The sequence below is a fragment of the Streptomyces cacaoi genome (genome assembly GCF_006539165.1).
In the GTDB taxonomy this organism is placed as follows: domain Bacteria; phylum Actinomycetota; class Actinomycetes; order Streptomycetales; family Streptomycetaceae; genus Streptomyces; species Streptomyces cacaoi.
The window spans coordinates 62198-79894 of the sequence record NZ_BJMM01000033.1 but is presented as its reverse complement, the minus strand read 5'-3'; the positions used below and the strand labels follow the sequence as shown (position 1 = coordinate 79894).

Sequence of the window (17697 nt, the reverse complement as noted above, 5' to 3'; positions counted from 1 at the left end):
GGCGGGCGGCGGCGCACGTCAACTCCCGTGCCGCCGCCCGCCGATGACGCGCCGTCGGCCCCCGCCGCCCCCCGGCCCGGACCGTGCTCAGCCGGTGAAGGTGATGCCGTACTCCAGCCGCCAGCGGTCGGCCCGCACCACGATGTCCGAGGTCTCCACCGGCCGCTCGTCCTCGTCGTAGTGGGTGCGCTCGACGGCGGTGACGCACTGGCCGGGTGAGCAGCCCAGCGTCTCCGCCTCGGGGCTGGTGGCGGGTCGGGCGCCGACGAGTTCGGCCGCGCGCACCACCCGGATCCCGATGGCGGCCAGCCGGCCGCGCACCCCGCGCCGCGCGTACGGCCCGCGCTCGGGGTGGACGACGTCGGTGCCCTCCGTGATGGCGAGCGGCTCCCAACTGGTGGCCAGCTGCACGGGGCGGCGGTCCGCGAGGTACTCGTAGTGGGTGCACATCACCGGGTCGCCGGGCGCGATGCGCAGCCGCTCCGCGATCCGGTCCGGCGCGTGCGCGGCGTTGGAGACGGCCTCCCACACGACTCCGCCGGCCGGCCCGACGCCCCCGCCCACGGCCGCGATCCGGGCGGCGAACGGCGAGTCGACGGCACCGGTCGAGCGCAGCAGCGTGCCGACCGGCGCCCGGTCCGTCACGAACACCCCCCGGCCGAACTGCCCTTCGGCGTAACCGGCCGACTTGAGCACCCGTACGGCGCGGTCCACCGTCTGGTCGCTGGCGGTGTAGGACCGCTTCAGCTCCGCGCGGGAGGGGATACGGGCGCCGACCCGCAGCGTTCCCTCGTCGATCTGACGGCGCAGGTCGTCGGCGATCCGCTGATAGACGGGCCTGGCGTCGTCCGTATCACCCATTCCGGGTCCCTTCCAGCTGAGAGATCATTCGGCACAGCATGTGAGAACTCACCGCGCGGCCGCGGGTGAAGCGTCTCCGGGTGCCCCGTACGTGTTGCCGGGGCGCGCCCGGAGCGCTCGCACGGGCCGCGTGCCGCTCCTCGCCGTCGCCGGCCCGCGACTCCGGGCCCGGGCCGTCGTGCGACGGCGTGCCAGAAGGCTAGGTACCCAGGGGCTTCCTTCGTACCTAGGCCGTGATGACCGTGCTCTTCCGCATGTATCCGTGCTCTTCCGCATGTGTCCTGGTACTGCGTGTCATCCCGCAACTGCCCCATTCGGCCGGGTAGTTTCCCGTTCCTATGGAACCGCTGATCGAGCTGCGCGGCGTCAACAAGCACTACGGCGACCTGCATGTGCTCAGGGACATCAATCTGACCGTCGGCCGCGGGGAGGTCGTCGTCGTCATCGGCCCCTCCGGCTCCGGGAAGTCCACACTGTGCCGGACGATCAACCGTCTGGAGACCGTCGGCTCCGGCACGATCACCCTGGCGGGAGAGCCGCTGCCGGCCGAGGGCAGGGAGCTGGCCCGGCTGCGTTCCGAAGTCGGCATGGTCTTCCAGTCGTTCAACCTCTTCGCGCACAAGACGGCGCTGGCCAATGTGATGCTGGCGCCGGTCAAGGTGCGCGGGAGGAAGAAGGAGGAGGCCGAGGCGCGGGCGCGGGAACTGCTCGGCAGGGTCGGGCTCGCCGAGCACGCGGACAAGTACCCCGCGCAGCTCTCCGGCGGCCAGCAGCAGCGGGTGGCGATCGCCCGGGCCCTGGCCATGGACCCGCAGGCGCTGCTGTTCGACGAGCCGACCTCGGCGCTCGACCCGGAGATGATCAGCGAGGTCCTGGAGGTCATGCAGCAGTTGGCCCGGGACGGGATGACGATGGTGGTCGTCACCCACGAGATGGGGTTCGCGCGCTCGGCCGCGAACCGCGTGGTGTTCATGGCGGACGGCCAGATCGTCGAGGACCGCGTCCCGGAGGAGTTCTTCACGGCGCCGCGCAGCGCCCGCGCCCAGGACTTCCTCTCCAAGATCCTCAAGCACTGAGAGGGGCCCGCCATGCGCCTTCGCCCGCCCCGCGCGCGGCTGTTCACTCCGCACGCCCGACGCGCCCCGCACACCCGGAGCACCCCGCGCGCTCCACGCTTCCGGCTCGCCGCCGGCGCCCGGCACACCCGGCGCACCGGCCACCTCCGGAGCCCCCGCGGCCGAGGGCGTCGCCGCGTCCCCGCCGCCGTCCTCGTCGTCCTCGCGGTGCTGGCCGTGTGCACCGCCGGCTGCGGTGCCGCCGGCAGCCCTCCGGCGCGGGGACCGCAGCCGGGTCAACTGCCGCGCTACGGCGTCGACTCCGGCTTCTCGCTGCCGGGCTCCCCGACGTGGCGGCGCGCGCACGACCGCGGCCGGCTGACGGTCGGCGTCAAGGAGGACCAGCCCGGCATGGGGGAGATGGACCCGGCGACCGGCGTCTACTCCGGCTTCGATGTGGAGATCGCGAAGATGGTCGCGGCCTCCCTCGGCTTCGATCCCGAGAGGGACATCACCTACAAGGCCATCGCCTCCGCCAACCGGGAGACCGCCCTCCAGAACGGCCAGGTCGACTACTACGTCGGCACCTACACCATCAACGACGGGCGCAAGAAGCTCGTCGGCTTCGCCGGGCCGTACTACATCGCGGGGCAGCGGCTGCTCGTGCGGGCGGGGGAGAAGCAGCTCAAGGGGCCGGGGGACATGGCGGGCAAGAAGATCTGCTCGGCCGTGGGCTCCACCCCGCTCCAGCGCATCCAGTCCGACTACCCGCGGGCCCTGCCCGTCGCCTACGACAGCTACGCGATCTGCGTCGACAACCTCCTCAACGACCAGGTCGACGCCGTGACCACGGACGACACCATCCTGCTGGGCTATGCGGCCAAGGACCCGGGACGGCTGAAGGTGGTCGGTGCGGCGTTCTCCAAGGAGCCCTACGGGATCGGACTGCCGCGCTCCGACCGGGCGCTGGCCGCGGCGATCGACGACGCGCTCGTCGCCCGCGAGAAGAACGGCGACTGGAAGCGGGCCTACGACGCGACGCTCGGCCTGTCCGGTGTGCCGGCGCCCGCGCCGCCCCGCCCCGACCGCTCCCTGACGCGCTGAGAGGAAGCAGCGGCCGATGAACGTCCTGACAGAGAACTTCTCCCTCTACGGCGAGGGATTCCTCGGCACCATCCGGCTCACCGTCTTCTCCTCCCTGCTGGCCCTGGCGCTCGGTGTGCTGATGGCCGGGTTCCGGGTGGCACCGGTGGCCGCGCTGCGGTGCGTGGGCACGGCGTGGGTGGCGGTGCTGCGCAACACCCCGCTCACGCTGCTGTTCTTCGCGATGCTGCTGGGGCTGCCGCGGTTCGGGATCGCGCTGCCCTTCGAGCTGTTCGCGGTGCTCGCGCTGGGCTGCTACACCTCGTCGTTCATCTGCGAGGCGGTGCGCTCCGGCATCAACACCGTGCCGCTCGGCCAGGGGGAGGCGGCCCGCAGTCTCGGTATGACGTTCGGGCAGACGCTCGGCACCGTCGTCCTGCCGCAGGCGTTCCGCTCCGTCATCGCGCCGGTCGGCTCGACGCTGATCGCGCTCGCCAAGAACTCGGCCATCGCCGGGTCGTTCAGCGTGACGGAGCTGCTGAGCACCTACAAGACCCTCAACGAGAACGGCTACAGCGTGATCTGGAGCTTCGTCTGGATTGCGCTCGGCTATCTGATCCTGACCCTCGCGATCAGCGCGCTCTTCCATCTGCTGGAGCGGCGCTGGGGAGTCGCCCGATGACCGCTCCTGGCCCCCTGTCCCCGTCCCCGCCCGACCGACGGCCCCGGCGGCGCTGGTGGTTCGCCGCCCGGCGCGGACGGCCGCAGCCCGTCGGCGCGGCGTCCTCGGCGCTCTACGACATCCCCGGTCCACGGGCCCGTGCCCGGCACCGCGGCTACGGCGTGGTGGCGACGCTCGTGCTGGCCGCCGTGCTGGCCTGGGTGATTCATCTCCTTGTCGACACAGGCCAGTTCGCGGCCGTCAAATGGCGGCCCTTCGGCTACACCGGGATCCAGGAGCTGCTGCTCAGCGGGCTCGGCAACACCCTCAAGGCGTTCGCCATGGCCGCGGTCCTCGCCCTCGCGCTGGGGGCGGTGCTCGCCTGCGGGCGGCTGTCGGACCATGCGCCGGTGCGTTGGGTGAGCACCGTGCTGGTGGAGTTCTTCCGTGCCATGCCCGTGCTGGTGATGATCTTCTTCATCTTCGTGGCGCTCCAGGTACAGGCGCTGCCCGCGCTGGTGGCCGGGCTGACGCTGTACAACGGCTCCGTGCTCGCCGAGGTCTTCCGCAGCGGGATCCGGGCCGTGGACACCGGCCAGGGCGAGGCGGCCTACGCGCTCGGACTGCGCAAGACGCAGGTGATGACGTACGTGCTGGTGCCGCAGGCGGTGCGGTCGATGCTTCCGACGATCATCAGCCAGCTCGTCGTCGCGCTGAAGGACACCTCGCTCGGCTACCTGATCACCTACGACGAGTTCCTGCACGCGGGGCGGCTGATCGCCATCAACATGGACTACACCATGCCCTTCATCCCCGTCGTCCTCGTCATCTCCGCCATCTACATCGGGCTGTGCATGCTGCTGTCGCGGTGTGCCACCTGGGTCGCGCGGCGCGAGCGGCGCAGTGTGAAGACCGAGGCCGCCGCCGTCGCCCCCGCCGAGTCCGGCCCGACCATGCCCGGGGCGGGCGGCAGATGAGCCGGTCCGGCGTCACCCGGCGCGGTGCGCACCGCGGCGCGGCGTCGTCGCGGCCCGGGTGACGTCGGCGACCAGTTCGACGACATCGGGGCCGTACGCCTGGGAGTTGACGACCTTCAGCAGCAGACAGAAGTTGCCCTCGGTGCCGTGCTTGCGGGCCAGCCGCACATGGTGGCGGGCCAGATAGCGTGCCGCGGCCTGATTGGTGATGGAGCGCTGCCCGCAGATGAGGAAGACGGGGCGCACATCCCCGGTGCGGCCCGCGGTCAGCCGGGCGAGCAGCACGTGCTCGGCCGTGCCGTTCTCCAGCCGGTAGCGCTCGGAGCCGATGGTGAACGCGCCCCGGTCGGGGCCGGGTGCGGCGGAGGTGTCCATGTGCACACCGGGCAGCAGCGACTGGAGGTGTGCCGCCATCCGCCGGTTGGAGACGGGCCCGCCCAGGCAGAACTCGGTGCGCTCGCCGAAGCCCTGCTGGGCGGCGTCGTGCGAGACGACGTCGGCCTTGGCACCGCAGTCCTTGATCAGCGCGGACAGCTCCAGCAGCGCGAACACGTCGTGCCGGGCGACGGACCACTCGCCGGCCGCGGCGTCCCGGTTGACCACCAGCAGACACTCGGAGTTCGGCGGCATCCCGAAGAAGCGCTGCTTGCGCTGGAGCCTGCGGCGCCACAGGTACGTGCGCGCGAACCAGCCGGCCGAGGCCGTGATCGCGGCGACGAGCACGCCGAGGACGATCTCCCGCAAGTTCTCTTCCATGGGGCGGCAGCGTAAGCCCACACAGGTGTTCCCCACCGGACGGGGTGAGCCGGTGCTCTGCTTGTCACGGATGTGCCGCTCCTGCCGGTGGCCCCGCTACGGGCGGTTCGGCGTGTACGGCGCGTACGGCGCACGGGTGTTGCCGGGACGCCGGAGCCGGGACGGTGCCGTCGGCTCCCGGCTACTGACGCAGCCGCGTCAACCGCACTACGCTGCCTCCGCCGCGCGGGCCGGCGCGGCGACCGGCGAACGGAGGTACCCATGCCCACATCCCCCGGTGACGGCCTGCCGCCCGAAGGCGGAGACAGGCGGACACCGCCGCCCGGCCACACCCGGCGCGCGGGGCTCCTGCGGCGTACACGGCGTCCACGACGGGCGGGCAGCACACGGCGCGCCCTTCCCGGACGCTCCGCCGGGCGCGCGGCCCCCGCCGGAAGGAGCAGGGGAGATCTGTTCGCGGGGGTGGCCGGGGTGACGGCGCTGGCCGCCGTCGCCGCGCTGACCGCGACCGTCCCGGCCGCCGCCCACCCCGGCACGGGCCAGGCCCCGCCCGCCAAGACGCCCGTGGCCACCGGGTACGGGGGCGCGGTCTCCAGCGTGGACCGGGACGCCTCGGCCGCCGGCCTGGAAGTCCTCAAGCGGGGCGGCAACGCCGCCGACGCCGCGGTCGCCACGGCCGCCGCCCTCGGCGTCACCGAGCCCTACTCGGCGGGGATCGGCGGCGGTGGCTACTTCGTGATGTACGACGCCGCGTCCCGCAGGGTCCACACCATCGACGGCCGGGAGAAGGCGCCGCTCAACGCGGACAAGAACCTGCTCACCGAGGACGGGAAGGCCATCCCCTTCGACGAGGCCGTCACCAGCGGTCTGGGCGTCGGCACCCCGGGCACCGCCGCCACCTGGCAGGACGCCCTCGACGCGTACGGCAGCAAGTCGCTGCGCGAGGTGCTGCGGCCCGCGACGAAGCTGGCGCGGGACGGCTTCACCGTGGACGAGACCTTCCGGCAGCAGACCGCCGACAACGAGGACCGCTTCCGGGACTTCCCCGCCACGGCGGACCTGTTCCTGCCCGGCGGCGAACCGCCGAAGACCGGCTCCACGCTCAAGAACCCGGACCTGGCCCGCACCTACGACCTGCTCGCCGAGCGCGGCGTCGACGCCCTGTACAAGGGCGCGCTGGGCAAGGACATCGTCCGCACCGTGCGCAAGCCGCCCGTCGCGCCCGATGCCGAACGCACCGTGCGCGCCGGTGACATGACGACGAAGGACCTGCGCCGCTACCGCACCCGCTTCCAGAAGCCCACGCACACCGAGTACCGCGGCAAGGACGTCTACGGGATGGCGCCGTCGTCCTCCGGCGGCACGAGCGTGTCCGAGGCGCTCAACATGCTGGAGCGCAGCGATCTGCGCGGCATGAGCGAGCAGGAGTATCTGCACCGCTACATCGAGGCCAGCCGGATCGCGTTCGCCGACCGGGGCCGCTGGGTCGGCGACCCGACGCAGGAGGACGTGCCCACCGAGGGCCTCCTCTCGCAGCGCTTCGCCGACGCGCGCGCCTGCCTCATCGACGACTCCAAGGCGCTGACCAGCCCCGTCGCCCCCGGCGACCCCCGCGATCCGCAGGGCTGCGACAGCGGTGACAGCGGCCAGGCGGCGCCGACGCCCTACGAGGGCGAGAACACCACGCATCTGACGGTCGCCGACAAGTGGGGCAACGTCGTCGCCTACACGCTCACCATCGAGCAGACCGGCGGCAGCGGCATCGCGGTGCCCGGGCGCGGCTTCCTGCTCAACAACGAGCTGACCGACTTCTCCATGGTTCCGGCCCAACCCGGGGTGTACGACCCGAACCTGCCCGGCCCCGGCAAGCGGCCCCGCTCGTCGATGGCGCCGACGATCGTGCTCGACGACGGCCGCCCCGTCCTCGCGCTGGGCTCGCCCGGCGGCGCGACGATCATCACGACCGTGCTCCAGACGCTGACCAACCATCTGGACCGGGGCATGCCGCTGGTCGACGCCATCGCGGCGCCGCGCGCCAGCCAGCGCAACGCCGAACAGACCGAGGCCGAACCGGGGTTGCTGGACTCCCCGGTCCGCGCCGGCCTGGAGAAGCTCGGCCACTCCTTCAAGGAGACCGCCGAGATCGGCGCCGCCACCGGCGTCCAGCGGCTGCCCGGCGGACGCTGGCGCGCCGCCGCCGAGACCGAGCGGCGCGGCGGCGGCTCGGCGATGGTCGTCCACCCGTCGGGGCACTGACGGCACCCGGCTCCACGTGCCGCCGTCCGGTGACGGTCCGCCCCCGGCTCCCCGGGGGCGGACCGTCACCCCTCACGCCTGGGTCACATCCGCCTCCGGCGCGGCGGCGCCCCTGCCCAGCAGGCGTTGGAGGCGGCGGGGCGCGTCGACGGCGATGAGCACGATCACCACCAGCGTCAGCCCGAACGTCAGCCACGCCAGAGAGGGGCCGAGGCTGCGCCCGCCCGCCAGCGCGGCACCGAGCACGGGTGCGACCGCGCCGCCCAGCGAGCCGACGTTGTAGGTGAACCCCAGCCCCGCCGCGCGCTCCGCCGTCGGGAAGTAGCCGCCGATCAGCTTCGGCAGCAGCCCCGAGATGCCCTGCGCGCACATCTGCTGGCAGAACAGCAGCGCGCCGAGCCACACCGGCTGCCCGCCGTCCAGCGCGAAGACGGGCAGCACGAAGACGACGGAGACGCACAGCGAGACCACATAGGTGCGCCGCGTCCCGAACCGGTCGCCGAGGAAGCCCACCAGCACACAGCCCAGGACGTTCCCGAACCCGGCGAAGAACAGCATGTCGCTCACCGCGCCGGCGTCGAAGCCGAGGTCGCGCTTGAGATAGGTGGGCAGCAGCGCCTGGATGGGCCAGGAGTACAGGAAGGCGCAGAAGACGGTGGCCATCAGCGCCAGCATCATCGGTGTGCGCTCCCGCGCGAACTGTGCGGCGAACAGCACGAATCCGGCCACCGTCAGCCCGACCAGCACCGGGACGAATCCTCCGGCGCGCTCGGTGAACAGCAGGAACAGGCTGACCGCGACGACGCCGGTGGCCGCCGCGTTCCCCGCCGTCCGCCGGGCCCGCTCCCGGTACAGGACGCTGACGAAGTCCCGCGTGCGCCCGCGCCGTCCGGTGCCGCCGACGGCCCGCGCGCGCTGCCAGTCCTCGGACTCGCGCAGCCCGCGGCGCATCCACAGGGCGAGCACGACGGGCACGAAACCGAGGAAGAACATCGCGCGCCAGCCCCAGGCCGGCACCACGAACCGGTACACCTGTCCGGCGATGATCGAGCCCACGGCGTAGCCGGAGATCAGCAGCGCGCTGGCGCGGTTCCGGGCCCGGGCCGGCCAGCTCTCGATGACGTAGGTGGCGCTCGCCGTGTACTCCCCGGCCATGCCGAGGCCCAGCAGCAGGCGCGCGGCGAACATCGACCAGTAGCCCCAGGAGAGCCCGCAGGCGAGCGAGCCGACGGAGTACAGCAGGATGCTGAGGACCATCGCGGGCTTGCGCCCGTAGCGGTCGCCGATCGCGCCGAGCGCCAGCCCGCCGAACCAGCGGGAGATGAAGGCGGCGGAGACCAGCGTGGCCGCCGTCACCGTGGACAGGCCGAAGTCGGCGGCCACTTCGGTCAGCACCAGCGTGATCAGGACGAAGTCGAAGCCGTCCATCAGATAGCCGAGCCAGGCGGCGAACAGCGCCTTGCCGTCCCGTCGTGTCAGCTTCGCCATGGGCGCACCACCTTGCGCACAGGGTCCGGCGCACCGGGCCGCACCGGGAAGTGGGACATGGGATGTCCGGACGGTACGCCCGCCCCCGGCCCCCGGCAAGGCCGTGCGCGTGCCGCCTCCCGATGAGCCCGGGACGGCCCCGGCGCCCCCACCGGACAGCGCAACGCGGCCTCGCCGCAGGCGCTGTGCGACGGCACGCGCGAGCGCCGCCGGGGGCGCGCGTGCGCGGCGGGAGCGGCCCGGTGACCGGAAGCGGAGGCTCCCGCTGCCGGCCGGCCGTGCACGCCGGGTGGGCGCGCACGGCCGGCCGGGGCGCGGGGTGGTGCTCAGGCGGCTCCGAGCAGGGAGAGCACGTCCTGGGTGGTGCCCGTCTCGCCGAGCAGCGGGAAGATCTCCGTCACGCTGCGGCGGTGCCCCTCCGCGTCCATGTCGGTGCAGGCGTCGGTGGCCACGGCGACGTGGTAGCCGTGCTCGTGCGCGGCCCGCGCCGTCGACTCGACGCCGAAGCGGGTGGCGATGCCGCCCAGCACGATCTGGGTCACGCCCCTGCGCCGCAGCTCCAGGTCGAGCGCGGTGCCGTGGAAGGCGCCCCATTGCTGCTTGGTGACGAGGATGTCGGTGTCCTGGACGTCGAGTTCCGGGCGCAGTTCGGCGAAGTCGGCGGGCCGTTCGCCGCCGGAGAGCGCGACCTCGGTACGGCCGGGCGCTCCGCCGCGCACAGTGACCAGGACGACGGGCAGCCCGGCGGCGCGGAAGGCCGCGGCCAGCCGTGCCGAGCGCTCCAGCACCTCCTCGACCGGGTGGGCCGTGGGCAGGGCGGTGATGCCCTTCTGGAGGTCGATGAGGACCAGGGCGCTGCGCGGGTCGAGCGTGCTGAGGGCCATGGGGGCTCCTTGGTGCGTGCGAACGGTGTGCGGTGTCACGAACGGCCGCGCAGGGCACGGTCGGTGACGGTCAGCGCGAGCAGCAGGACGCCGAGCCCGGCCGTCGTCACGGCTATCAGGTGCAGGCCGGAGTCGTCGGCGCTGTGCCCGTAGAAGACGGCGATGAGGCTCGACGCGACGATCGCGCCGAGGTACTGGGAGGTGCGCTGGAGGCCCGCGGCGCCGCCGACGCCGCCCGCGGGCGCCTGCGCGGCGAGCGCGGCCTGGTTGCCGGTGCCGGTCAGGCCCTGGCTGACGCCGAAGACCACCGCGACCGCCAGCAGGACGGCCGCCGGGCTGCTGCCCGTGGTCAGGAGGAGGACGCCGCTGCCGGCCACCAGCAGCGCGGCGGCGAGCGTCAGCGGACCGCGTATGCCCTTCGTCCGGGCGCCGAGCAGCGAACACACGCCGGCGGTGACCGACATGGGGAGCATGAACAGCCCCGAGTGCAGCGAGGAGAAGCCGTGCGACTCCTCCAGCCACTGGGCGAAGCCGTACATGACGCAGTAGATGACCAGATAGGCCAGGCCGTGCCGCAGATAGGTGCGCAGCAGCGGGCGGTGCCGGGCCAGCAGGCGCAGGTCCAGGAAGGGCGCCGGGTGCCGCAACTGCTGGAGCACGAAGGCGCAGCCCAGCACGGCGAAGGGCGCCAGCAGCGGCAGCCGGGCGCGGCCCGGTTCCATCAGGAAGAGCATCAGGGTGACGAGGGCGGCGGCGAACAGCAGGATGCCGAGCACATCGGTCCGCTGCGGCGCCGACCGCGTGCCGGAGGCGTCCGGTGCCGGGGCCTCCGGGCGGCGGGGCAGCCAGAGCGCGGCGAGGAACAGGCCGAGCAGCGCCACCGGGATGTTCACGGCGAAGATCGCGCGCCAGCCCACCGTCGTGGCGAGCAGCCCGCCGAGCACCGGGCCGGTGGCGGCGCTGCCGAGCGAGGCCAGGGACAGCCGGGCGAGGACCGGGCGGGGCACCGGCCGGCCGAGCCGGGCGGCCTCGGTGCGCAGCAGGGCCATCGCGCACGGGTAGGCGGCCGAGGTGCCCACCCCGAGCAGCACCCGGGAGGCGATCAGCCAGCCGAAGGCGGGCGCGAGGGCGCCGACCGCTCCGGCGGCGACGACGATCAGCAGCCCGGCCTGGAAGACCCGGCGGGGCCCGAACCGGTCCGCGAGTCCGCCCATGGCCGGCTGGGCGACCGCGCTGGCGAGGTAGAGGGAGGCCACGAGCCAGGCGGTGTCGGCGGCGCCGACACCGAAGTGCCGGCCGATCGCCACCAGAGCGGTGGCGATCATCGTCGAGTTGACCGGGTTGAGCACCGACCCCAGCAGCAGCGGCGTCATCAGCCGGGCCCCGAAGGCGGGTTGCCGGCCGCCGGGCGGGGGAGCGTCCGCCGCTCCGGGGGCCGGTGTGCCGGGCCGGCCGGTCCCGGCGGCCGGGCGGGGCGCGGTGGCGGGCGGGCCTGCGGGGTGCGTCCGGTGTGCCGGCCCGGTGGCACCCCGGCCGGAGGCGTCTCCGGGCGCCGCGGTCACGCGCCGGCACCTCCCGGTGTGCTGCCGGTGGTGTCCTCGCCGACCAGCCGGCGCAGCAGGCCCATCGCCGTCAGCAGGGTCTCCCGCTCGGCGGCGTCCAGCCGGGTGCCGAGGGCCTCGGCGAGCCAGTCGTGCTTGGCCCGGTGGACGGCCTCCAGCGTCGTCCTGCCCTCGTCGGTGAGCGCGAAGACGACCTGGCGTCCGTCGGTGGGGTGCGGACTGCGCACGAGGATGCCGCGCTCCTCCAGCGCCCCGACGGTGGTGCGCATCGACTGCGGGCGGACCAGTTCGGCGCGGGCGAGCGCGGCGATGGTGGTGGGGCCGCCGGTCTGCACGCGGCGCAGCACGGAGCGCTGCGTCGGCGTGAGTTCACCGGCGGAGGAGGCGGCACGCAGCCGCCGGATGAGCGCGCCGAGCGTGGCGGAGACCTCGTCGGCGATCTGCTCGGGGGCGGCCTGCTCGGGGCGGTGGCGTCCGGCGGAGGGCATGCAGCGACCGTACGACTTCGACAGGGAAACTTGCAAGTTTCCCTGTCGAAGTCTGGGTCGTCCGCACGGCCGGGGCGGACGGTCCGGGCGCGCCTTCGCTCAGCGCACCGGGACCGACACCGTGGAGGGGTCCTGGTCGGGGGAGGAGAAGGCGAGGCGGGCGCCGTCGGGGTTGTACTCGGCGTACAGCGGGTCGACGGTGTCCACGACCAGGGCGAGCCGGTGCCCGGCCGGCACGTCGTAGGCGGTGGAGAACAGCTCCAGGTCGACGCCGAACGGCCGGTCGGGTGTGCGGTCGTGGAAGGTGTACGGGGCGTGCGTGATCAGCTTTCCGGTGCCGAGCGGGCCGACGTCGTACAGATAGGCGTAGAAGGTGCCGTCGGCCGCGGTGCTGGTGACGGTCGTGTGCACCCGCGCCGTGCCGCGCACCCGCACCGGCTCGGCGGCGCGCTCGGACTCCCACACGGCCGCGCGCGAGCGGGGCAGCAGCGGCAGGGAGGCCATCGGCGGCAGCTTGAGGAACTGGTCGAGGATCCCGGTGAGGAATATCAGCCCGCCGTTGGCGCCCGAGTCGCGGCCGGTGGAGATGCGCTGGTCGTCGTCGAGCGGGAGGGTGCGCCGCGCCGAGGGCACCTCGCGCCAGCTCGGATAGCCCTCGTAGGAGCCGGTGGAGCGGGACTTGAGCTGGACGGGCTCTTCCTCGTCGATGCCGTTGTGCTCGCCCTTGAGGTAGCGGTCGAACCAGCGGTGTGCGTGCGTCCAGGTGTCGTTCGGCAGCCCCAGCAGCCCGGTGGCCTCGCCCGTCGCGTGGTCGCCGGGACGGAACTCCAGCCGCTTGGGTCCGCGCAGCTTCTCGTAGAAGTCGGCGTACTGGTTGGGCGGGAAGATCGAGTCGCCCCAGGCGTTGCCGAGCAGGACGGCGGCGCCGTTGTCGTTGAGCCGGTCCACATAGGTCGCGGGGGAGCGCTTCTTGCCCCAGGCGATGATCTCGTCCTCCTTCTCCAGGTGGGAGCCGAGGAAGTCCTTGACGATCTGCCGCAGTTCGGGGCTGGGGCGGCCGGTCAGCTCGCTCGTCGCGCCGAGCATGGCGCCGGCCTGGAGGTGCTGGGTGCGGCCGCTGTAGATGGCGGCGATCAGATCGGCCCAGCCGCTGAGCGCGGTGACGGCCTTGATCCGCTTGTCGTGCGCCGCGGCCAGCAGGCTGATGCCGGCGCCGTAGGAGACGCCGCCCATGCCGACCTTGTGCTCGTCGGCCGGGGTGTGGGCGAGGGACCAGTCGATGACGCGGGAGGCGTCCGCGATGTCCTCGGGCCCGCCGGTCTCCACATGGCCGCCGGACTGCCAGAAGCCGCGGGAGTTGTAGGTGACCACGACGTAGCCGGAGTCGGCGAGCTTCTTGGCCTGGGCGAGGTATTCGATCTGCGGGGTGGCCCAGCTGGTGGGCAGCACGATCAGCGGGAAGCGGCGGGCGGAGTCGGCCGTGGCGCCCTCGGGCAGCACGACGTTGGCCTTGAGCGTGGTGCCGCCGTCGCCTTCGATGTCCACGAAGCGGATGCCGCGGGCCGCCGCTGCCTTCTGCGACGACGCGGCCGTCGATGCTGCCGCAGCCTCCGCGGCGGAGGCGGCCGACGGCTCGGCGTGCGCTGCCGGTGCGCAGGTCAGGGCGGTGGCGGCGAGGGTTCCTGCGGTGAGGGCCGCGGCGGCACGGGGGAGGGAGCGGGCGCGGCCGGAAGGGGTGGGGGAGGTGCGCATACAACGGCTCCAGTCGTGTGCGGCTCGAAGTGACTGGAGAGTAAGTGCGGTTGGCTACCGCAGGTAACCCCGCAAAGGGTTACGGACGAGTAACAGGGCGGGGCGGGTGTTCCGGGGCGCGGCGCCCGCCGACGGGTTCTTGTCAGCGCCGCAGAGGGGGACTTACGGTCTCAACCTCACGTATATCTACGCGTGTCGAACAGGCTGCCGCCCTCGCAAAGGAGCTGCTCATGCCGGATGTTGGAGGCGTCGTGCGCGCCGCACTGGTCCAGGCGACCTGGACCGGTGACACCGAATCGATGATCGCCAAGCATGAGGAGCACGCCCGGGAGGCCGCCCGGCAGGGGGCGCGGATCATCGGCTTCCAGGAGGTCTTCAACGCCCCCTACTTCTGCCAGGTGCAGGACGCCGAGCACTATCGCTGGGCCGAGCCCGTACCCGACGGGCCCACCATCGGCCGGATGAGCGAACTCGCCCGTCGGACCGGCATGGTCGTCGTCGCACCCGTCTTCGAGCGCGACGGATCCGGCTTCTACTACAACACCGCCGCCGTCATCGACGCCGACGGCAGCGTGCTCGGCACCTACCGCAAGCACCACATCCCCCAACTCCCCGGCTTCTGGGAGAAGTTCTACTTCCGGCCGGGCAACCTCGGCTGGCCCGTCTTCGACACCGCCGTCGGCAAGGTCGGCGTCTACATCTGCTACGACCGGCACTTCCCCGAGGGCTGGCGCGCCCTCGGCCTCGGCGGGGCGCAGATCGTCTACAACCCGTCCGCCACCTCGCGCGGCCTCTCCTCCTACCTGTGGCAGCTCGAACAGCCTGCGGCGGCCGTCGCCAACGCGTACTACGTGGCGGCCATCAACCGCGTCGGCACCGAGACGTACGGCGACAACGACTTCTACGGCAGCAGCTACTTCGTCGACCCGCGCGGCCAGTTCGTCGGCGAGGTGGCGAGCGACAAGGAGGAGGAACTGGTCGTGCGCGACCTCGACCTCGGCCGGATCGAAGAGGTGCGCCGACAGTGGGCGTTCTACCGCGGCCGGCGCCCCGACGCCTACGGAAAGCTGGTGCAGCCGTGACCGCCGCCGTGCCCGCCCCCTCCGGCGCCGCCGCCTCGGACCCCGCCGACTCCGACGAGCTGCACGCCCGCACCCGCGCCGTCCTGCCCGACTGGCTCGCGCTCTACTACGAGCGCCCGCTGGAGATCACCCACGGCGAGGGCCGGCACGTGTGGGACGCCGACGGCCGGCGCTATCTCGACTTCTTCGGCGGCATCCTCACCACCATGACGGCCCACGCCCTGCCCGAGGTCACCCGGGCCGTCTCCGAACAGGCCGGGCGCATCCTGCACACCTCGACCCTCTACCTCAACCGGCCCATGGTGCGGGTCGCCGAACGCATCGCGTCGCTGTCCGGCATCCCCGACGCGCGGGTCTTCTTCACCACCTCCGGCACCGAGGCCAACGACGCCGCCCTGCTGCTGGCCACCGCGTACCGCCGCTCCCACCAGGTGCTGGCGATGCGCAACAGCTACCACGGCCGGTCCTTCTCCGCCGTCGGCATCACCGGCAACCGCTCCTGGTCGCCCACCTCGCTCTCCCCGCTCCAGACCCTCTATGTGCACGGCGCCGTCCGCACCCGCGGACCCTTCGCGCACCTGGACGACGCCGAGTTCACCGCCGCCTGCGTCGCCGACCTGGAGGACATGCTCGCCCAGACCCGGGGCGACGTGGCCGCGCTGATCGCCGAACCCGTGCAGGGCGTGGGCGGGTTCACCTCCCCGCCGGACGGGCTGTACGCCGCCTTCCGGGAGGTGCTCGACCGGCACGGCATCCTGTGGATCAGCGACGAGGTGCAGACCGGCTGGGGCCGTACCGGCGAGCACTTCTGGGGCTGGCAGGCGCACGGCGCGGCCGGGCCGCCGGACCTGCTGACCTTCGCCAAGGGCATCGGCAACGGCATGTCCATCGGCGGGGTCGTCGCCCGTGCCGAGGTCATGAACTGCCTGGACGCCGGCTCCATCTCCACCTTCGGCGGCAGCCCCGTCACCATGGCGGCGGCCGAGGCCAACCTCGCCCACCTCCTCGACCACGACCTCCAGGGCAACGCCCGGCGCGTCGGCGGCCGGCTCCTGGAGCGGCTGCGGGCCGCGGCCCGGCCGCTCGGCGTCGTACGCGAAGTACGCGGCAAGGGCCTGATGATCGGCGTCGAGCTGGTGCGTCCCGGCACCGACGAGCCCTCGCCCGAGGCGGCCTCCCTCGTACTGGAGGCGGCACGCGAGCGCGGCCTCCTCATCGGCAAGGGCGGCGGCCACGCCACCAACAGCGTGCTGCGTATCGCGCCCCCGCTGAGCCTGACCGAGGCCGAGGCCGAGGAGGGCGCGGCCCTCCTCGAACAGGCCCTGCACACCGCCGAGTCGCAGCTGACGGCGGGCCGACGAGGGGAGCAGCGCACATGACCACTACCGTGATCCGCGGCGGGCTCGTCGTCACCGCCGCCGAGGAGATCCACGCCGATGTGCTCATCGAGGACGGCCGGATCGCCGCCCTCGCCGACCGGCGCAGCGCCGCCGCCACCGCGTACACCGCCGACCGGGAGATCGACGCCACCGGCCGCTACGTGCTCCCCGGCGGCGTCGACGCGCACACCCATATGGACTTCCCGTTCGGCGGGACGTTCTCCTCCGACGACTTCGAGACCGGCACCCGCGCCGCCGCCTGGGGCGGCACCACCACGATCGTCGACTTCGCCGTACAGACCAAGGGCCGGGCGCTGCGCGAGGGCCTGGACCGCTGGCACGCCAAGGCCGACGGCCGGTGCGCCGTCGACTACGGCTTCCACATGATCCTCTCCGATGTGAACGAGAGCACCCTCAAGGAGATGGACGCGCTCGTCGGCGAAGGTGTCACGTCGTTCAAGATGTTCATGGCGTACCCGGACGTCTTCTACAGCGACGACGGGCAGATCCTGCGCGCGATGCAGCGGGCGGCGGCCAACGGCGGTCTGCCGATGGTGCACGCGGAGAACGGCATCGCCATCGACGTCCTCGTCGAGCAGGCGCTCGCCGCCGGGCGGACCGATCCGCGGCACCACGGCGAGGTGCGCAAGGCGCTGCTGGAGGCCGAGGCCACGCACCGCGCCGTGCAGCTCGCCCGGGTGGCCGGCTCGCCGGTCTACATCGTCCACGTCTCGGCCCAGGAGGCCGTCGAACAGCTCGCCGCCGCACGCGGGATGGACCTGCCCGTCTTCGGCGAGACCTGCCCGCAGTATCTCTATCTGAGCACCGACGAGCTGGCCGAACCCGACTTCGGCGGCGCCAAGTACGTGTGCAGCACACCGCTGCGGCCCCGCGAGCACCAGGCCGCGCTGTGGCGGGCGCTGCGCACCGACGACCTCCAGGTCGTCTCCACGGACCACTGCCCGTTCTGCTTCACGGGCCAGAAGGAGCTGGGCCGGGGCGACTTCTCGAAGATCCCCAACGGGATGCCCGGCGTCGAGCACCGCATGGATCTGCTCCACCAGGCCGTCGTGGACGGGAAGTTGAGCCGGCGCCGCTGGATCGACCTGGCCTGCGCCACCCCCGCCCGGATGTTCGGCCTCTACCCCCGCAAGGGCACACTCGCGCCCGGCGCCGACGCCGACGTCGTCCTCTACGACCCGCACGCCGAACAGGTCCTGTCCGCCGAGACGCACCACATGAACGTCGACTACTCGGCGTACGAGGGCCGGCGCCTCACCGGGCGGGTGGAGACCGTCCTCTCCCGGGGCGAGACGGTGCTCGACCGCGGCACCTGGACCGGCCGGGCCGGACACGGGCAGTACCTGCCGCGCGGTACCTGCCAGTTCATCGACTGAGAGCGAGGGCGTACGC

Annotated in this window: 15 protein-coding genes; 8 read left to right on the top strand and 7 right to left on the bottom strand. The window is 73.0% G+C overall.

The annotated features are described in order from the left end of the window. Positions 1–87 precede the first annotated feature (87 nt). Positions 88–861 carry a GntR family transcriptional regulator gene (locus SCA03_RS25390; protein WP_030888164.1) on the bottom strand — a complete coding sequence of 258 codons (774 nt, stop codon included), beginning with the start codon at positions 859–861 and terminating at the stop codon, positions 88–90. Positions 862–1199: 338 nt separating this feature from the next. Between SCA03_RS25390 and SCA03_RS25385 the strand changes: the two genes are divergently transcribed. From SCA03_RS25385 to SCA03_RS25370, 4 genes are read left to right on the top strand one after another with little or no spacing between them, the layout of a single operon-like run. Beyond that, entirely contained in the window at positions 1200–1937 is a 738-nt protein-coding gene (locus tag SCA03_RS25385; RefSeq protein ID WP_030886820.1) for an amino acid ABC transporter ATP-binding protein, read from the top strand. A 12-nt stretch (positions 1938–1949) separates the two neighbouring features. Next, positions 1950–3020 (top strand): glutamate ABC transporter substrate-binding protein, encoded by a 1071-nt coding sequence (locus SCA03_RS25380; protein ID WP_141275677.1) that lies wholly within the window; start codon positions 1950–1952, stop codon positions 3018–3020. Positions 3021–3036: 16 nt separating this feature from the next. Continuing rightward, positions 3037–3681, top strand: coding sequence for an amino acid ABC transporter permease (locus SCA03_RS25375; RefSeq protein ID WP_030886815.1), 645 nt, complete (start codon positions 3037–3039; stop codon positions 3679–3681). Beyond that, positions 3678–4637 carry an amino acid ABC transporter permease gene (locus tag SCA03_RS25370; protein ID WP_078873804.1) on the top strand — a complete coding sequence of 320 codons (960 nt, stop codon included), beginning with the start codon at positions 3678–3680 and terminating at the stop codon, positions 4635–4637. Before SCA03_RS25375 ends, SCA03_RS25370 begins: the two co-directional genes overlap by 4 nt. 12 nt (positions 4638–4649) lie before the next feature. On the opposite strand, the gene SCA03_RS25365 is transcribed toward SCA03_RS25370, so the two are convergent. Further along, positions 4650–5393 carry a hypothetical protein gene (locus SCA03_RS25365; protein WP_030886807.1) on the bottom strand — a complete coding sequence of 248 codons (744 nt, stop codon included), beginning with the start codon at positions 5391–5393 and terminating at the stop codon, positions 4650–4652. 261 nt (positions 5394–5654) lie between these two features. Here SCA03_RS25365 and ggt point away from each other — a divergent pair, with 261 nt between their 5' ends. After that, a complete protein-coding gene (gene ggt / locus SCA03_RS25360; RefSeq protein WP_371863986.1) occupies positions 5655–7649 on the top strand; it encodes a gamma-glutamyltransferase in 1995 nt (664 codons plus the stop codon). A 72-nt stretch (positions 7650–7721) separates the two neighbouring features. On the opposite strand, the gene SCA03_RS25355 is transcribed toward ggt, so the two are convergent. The 5 genes from SCA03_RS25355 to SCA03_RS25335 form a co-directional block, all read right to left on the bottom strand. Further along, entirely contained in the window at positions 7722–9137 is a 1416-nt protein-coding gene (locus SCA03_RS25355) for a sialate:H+ symport family MFS transporter (protein WP_086817014.1), read from the bottom strand. A 326-nt stretch (positions 9138–9463) separates the two neighbouring features. Then, positions 9464–10021, bottom strand: a complete 558-nt coding sequence (locus tag SCA03_RS25350; RefSeq protein ID WP_086817012.1) for an isochorismatase family protein — start codon at positions 10019–10021, stop codon at positions 9464–9466. A 35-nt stretch (positions 10022–10056) separates the two neighbouring features. After that, positions 10057–11583: an MFS transporter gene (locus SCA03_RS25345; protein ID WP_230988908.1), complete on the bottom strand. Its 1527-nt coding sequence runs from the start codon at positions 11581–11583 to the stop codon at positions 10057–10059. Then, positions 11580–12071: a MarR family winged helix-turn-helix transcriptional regulator gene (locus SCA03_RS25340; protein WP_141275676.1), complete on the bottom strand. Its 492-nt coding sequence runs from the start codon at positions 12069–12071 to the stop codon at positions 11580–11582. Before SCA03_RS25340 ends, SCA03_RS25345 begins: the two co-directional genes overlap by 4 nt. 99 nt (positions 12072–12170) lie before the next feature. Continuing rightward, entirely contained in the window at positions 12171–13823 is a 1653-nt protein-coding gene (locus tag SCA03_RS25335; protein WP_141275675.1) for a CocE/NonD family hydrolase, read from the bottom strand. Between the two features lie 230 nt (positions 13824–14053). On the opposite strand from SCA03_RS25335, the gene SCA03_RS25330 reads away from it, so the two are divergent. From SCA03_RS25330 to hydA, 3 genes are read left to right on the top strand one after another with little or no spacing between them, the layout of a single operon-like run. Continuing rightward, a complete protein-coding gene (locus SCA03_RS25330; RefSeq protein WP_086814939.1) occupies positions 14054–14905 on the top strand; it encodes a nitrilase-related carbon-nitrogen hydrolase in 852 nt (283 codons plus the stop codon). Between the two features lie 8 nt (positions 14906–14913). Further along, the gene (locus SCA03_RS25325) at positions 14914–16284 is read left to right on the top strand and encodes an aspartate aminotransferase family protein (RefSeq protein ID WP_086814941.1); all 1371 of its coding nucleotides are present in this window, start codon (positions 14914–14916) and stop codon (positions 16282–16284) included. After that, positions 16281–17681, top strand: coding sequence for a dihydropyrimidinase (gene hydA, locus SCA03_RS25320; RefSeq protein ID WP_086814940.1), 1401 nt, complete (start codon positions 16281–16283; stop codon positions 17679–17681). The genes SCA03_RS25325 and hydA overlap by 4 nt, the downstream gene beginning before the upstream one ends. The last annotated feature ends 16 nt before the right edge of the window (positions 17682–17697 follow it).

Bases quoted from the DNA above. Each gene is read 5' to 3' on its own strand.
- SCA03_RS25330 (WP_086814939.1), top strand. From the start codon at position 14,054: ATGCCGGATGTTGGAGGCGTCGTGCGCGCCGCACTGGTCCAGGCGACC.
- SCA03_RS25375 (WP_030886815.1), top strand. From the start codon at position 3,037: ATGAACGTCCTGACAGAGAACTTCTCCCTCTACGGCGAGGGATTCCTC.
- SCA03_RS25385 (WP_030886820.1), top strand. From the start codon at position 1,200: ATGGAACCGCTGATCGAGCTGCGCGGCGTCAACAAGCACTACGGCGAC.
- SCA03_RS25335 (WP_141275675.1), bottom strand. From the start codon at position 13,823: ATGCGCACCTCCCCCACCCCTTCCGGCCGCGCCCGCTCCCTCCCCCGT.
- SCA03_RS25370 (WP_078873804.1), top strand. From the start codon at position 3,678: ATGACCGCTCCTGGCCCCCTGTCCCCGTCCCCGCCCGACCGACGGCCC.
- hydA (WP_086814940.1), top strand. From the start codon at position 16,281: ATGACCACTACCGTGATCCGCGGCGGGCTCGTCGTCACCGCCGCCGAG.
- ggt (WP_371863986.1), top strand. From the start codon at position 5,655: ATGCCCACATCCCCCGGTGACGGCCTGCCGCCCGAAGGCGGAGACAGG.
- SCA03_RS25365 (WP_030886807.1), bottom strand. From the start codon at position 5,393: ATGGAAGAGAACTTGCGGGAGATCGTCCTCGGCGTGCTCGTCGCCGCG.
- SCA03_RS25350 (WP_086817012.1), bottom strand. From the start codon at position 10,021: ATGGCCCTCAGCACGCTCGACCCGCGCAGCGCCCTGGTCCTCATCGAC.
- SCA03_RS25340 (WP_141275676.1), bottom strand. From the start codon at position 12,071: ATGCCCTCCGCCGGACGCCACCGCCCCGAGCAGGCCGCCCCCGAGCAG.
- SCA03_RS25355 (WP_086817014.1), bottom strand. From the start codon at position 9,137: ATGGCGAAGCTGACACGACGGGACGGCAAGGCGCTGTTCGCCGCCTGG.
- SCA03_RS25390 (WP_030888164.1), bottom strand. From the start codon at position 861: ATGGGTGATACGGACGACGCCAGGCCCGTCTATCAGCGGATCGCCGAC.
- SCA03_RS25380 (WP_141275677.1), top strand. From the start codon at position 1,950: ATGCGCCTTCGCCCGCCCCGCGCGCGGCTGTTCACTCCGCACGCCCGA.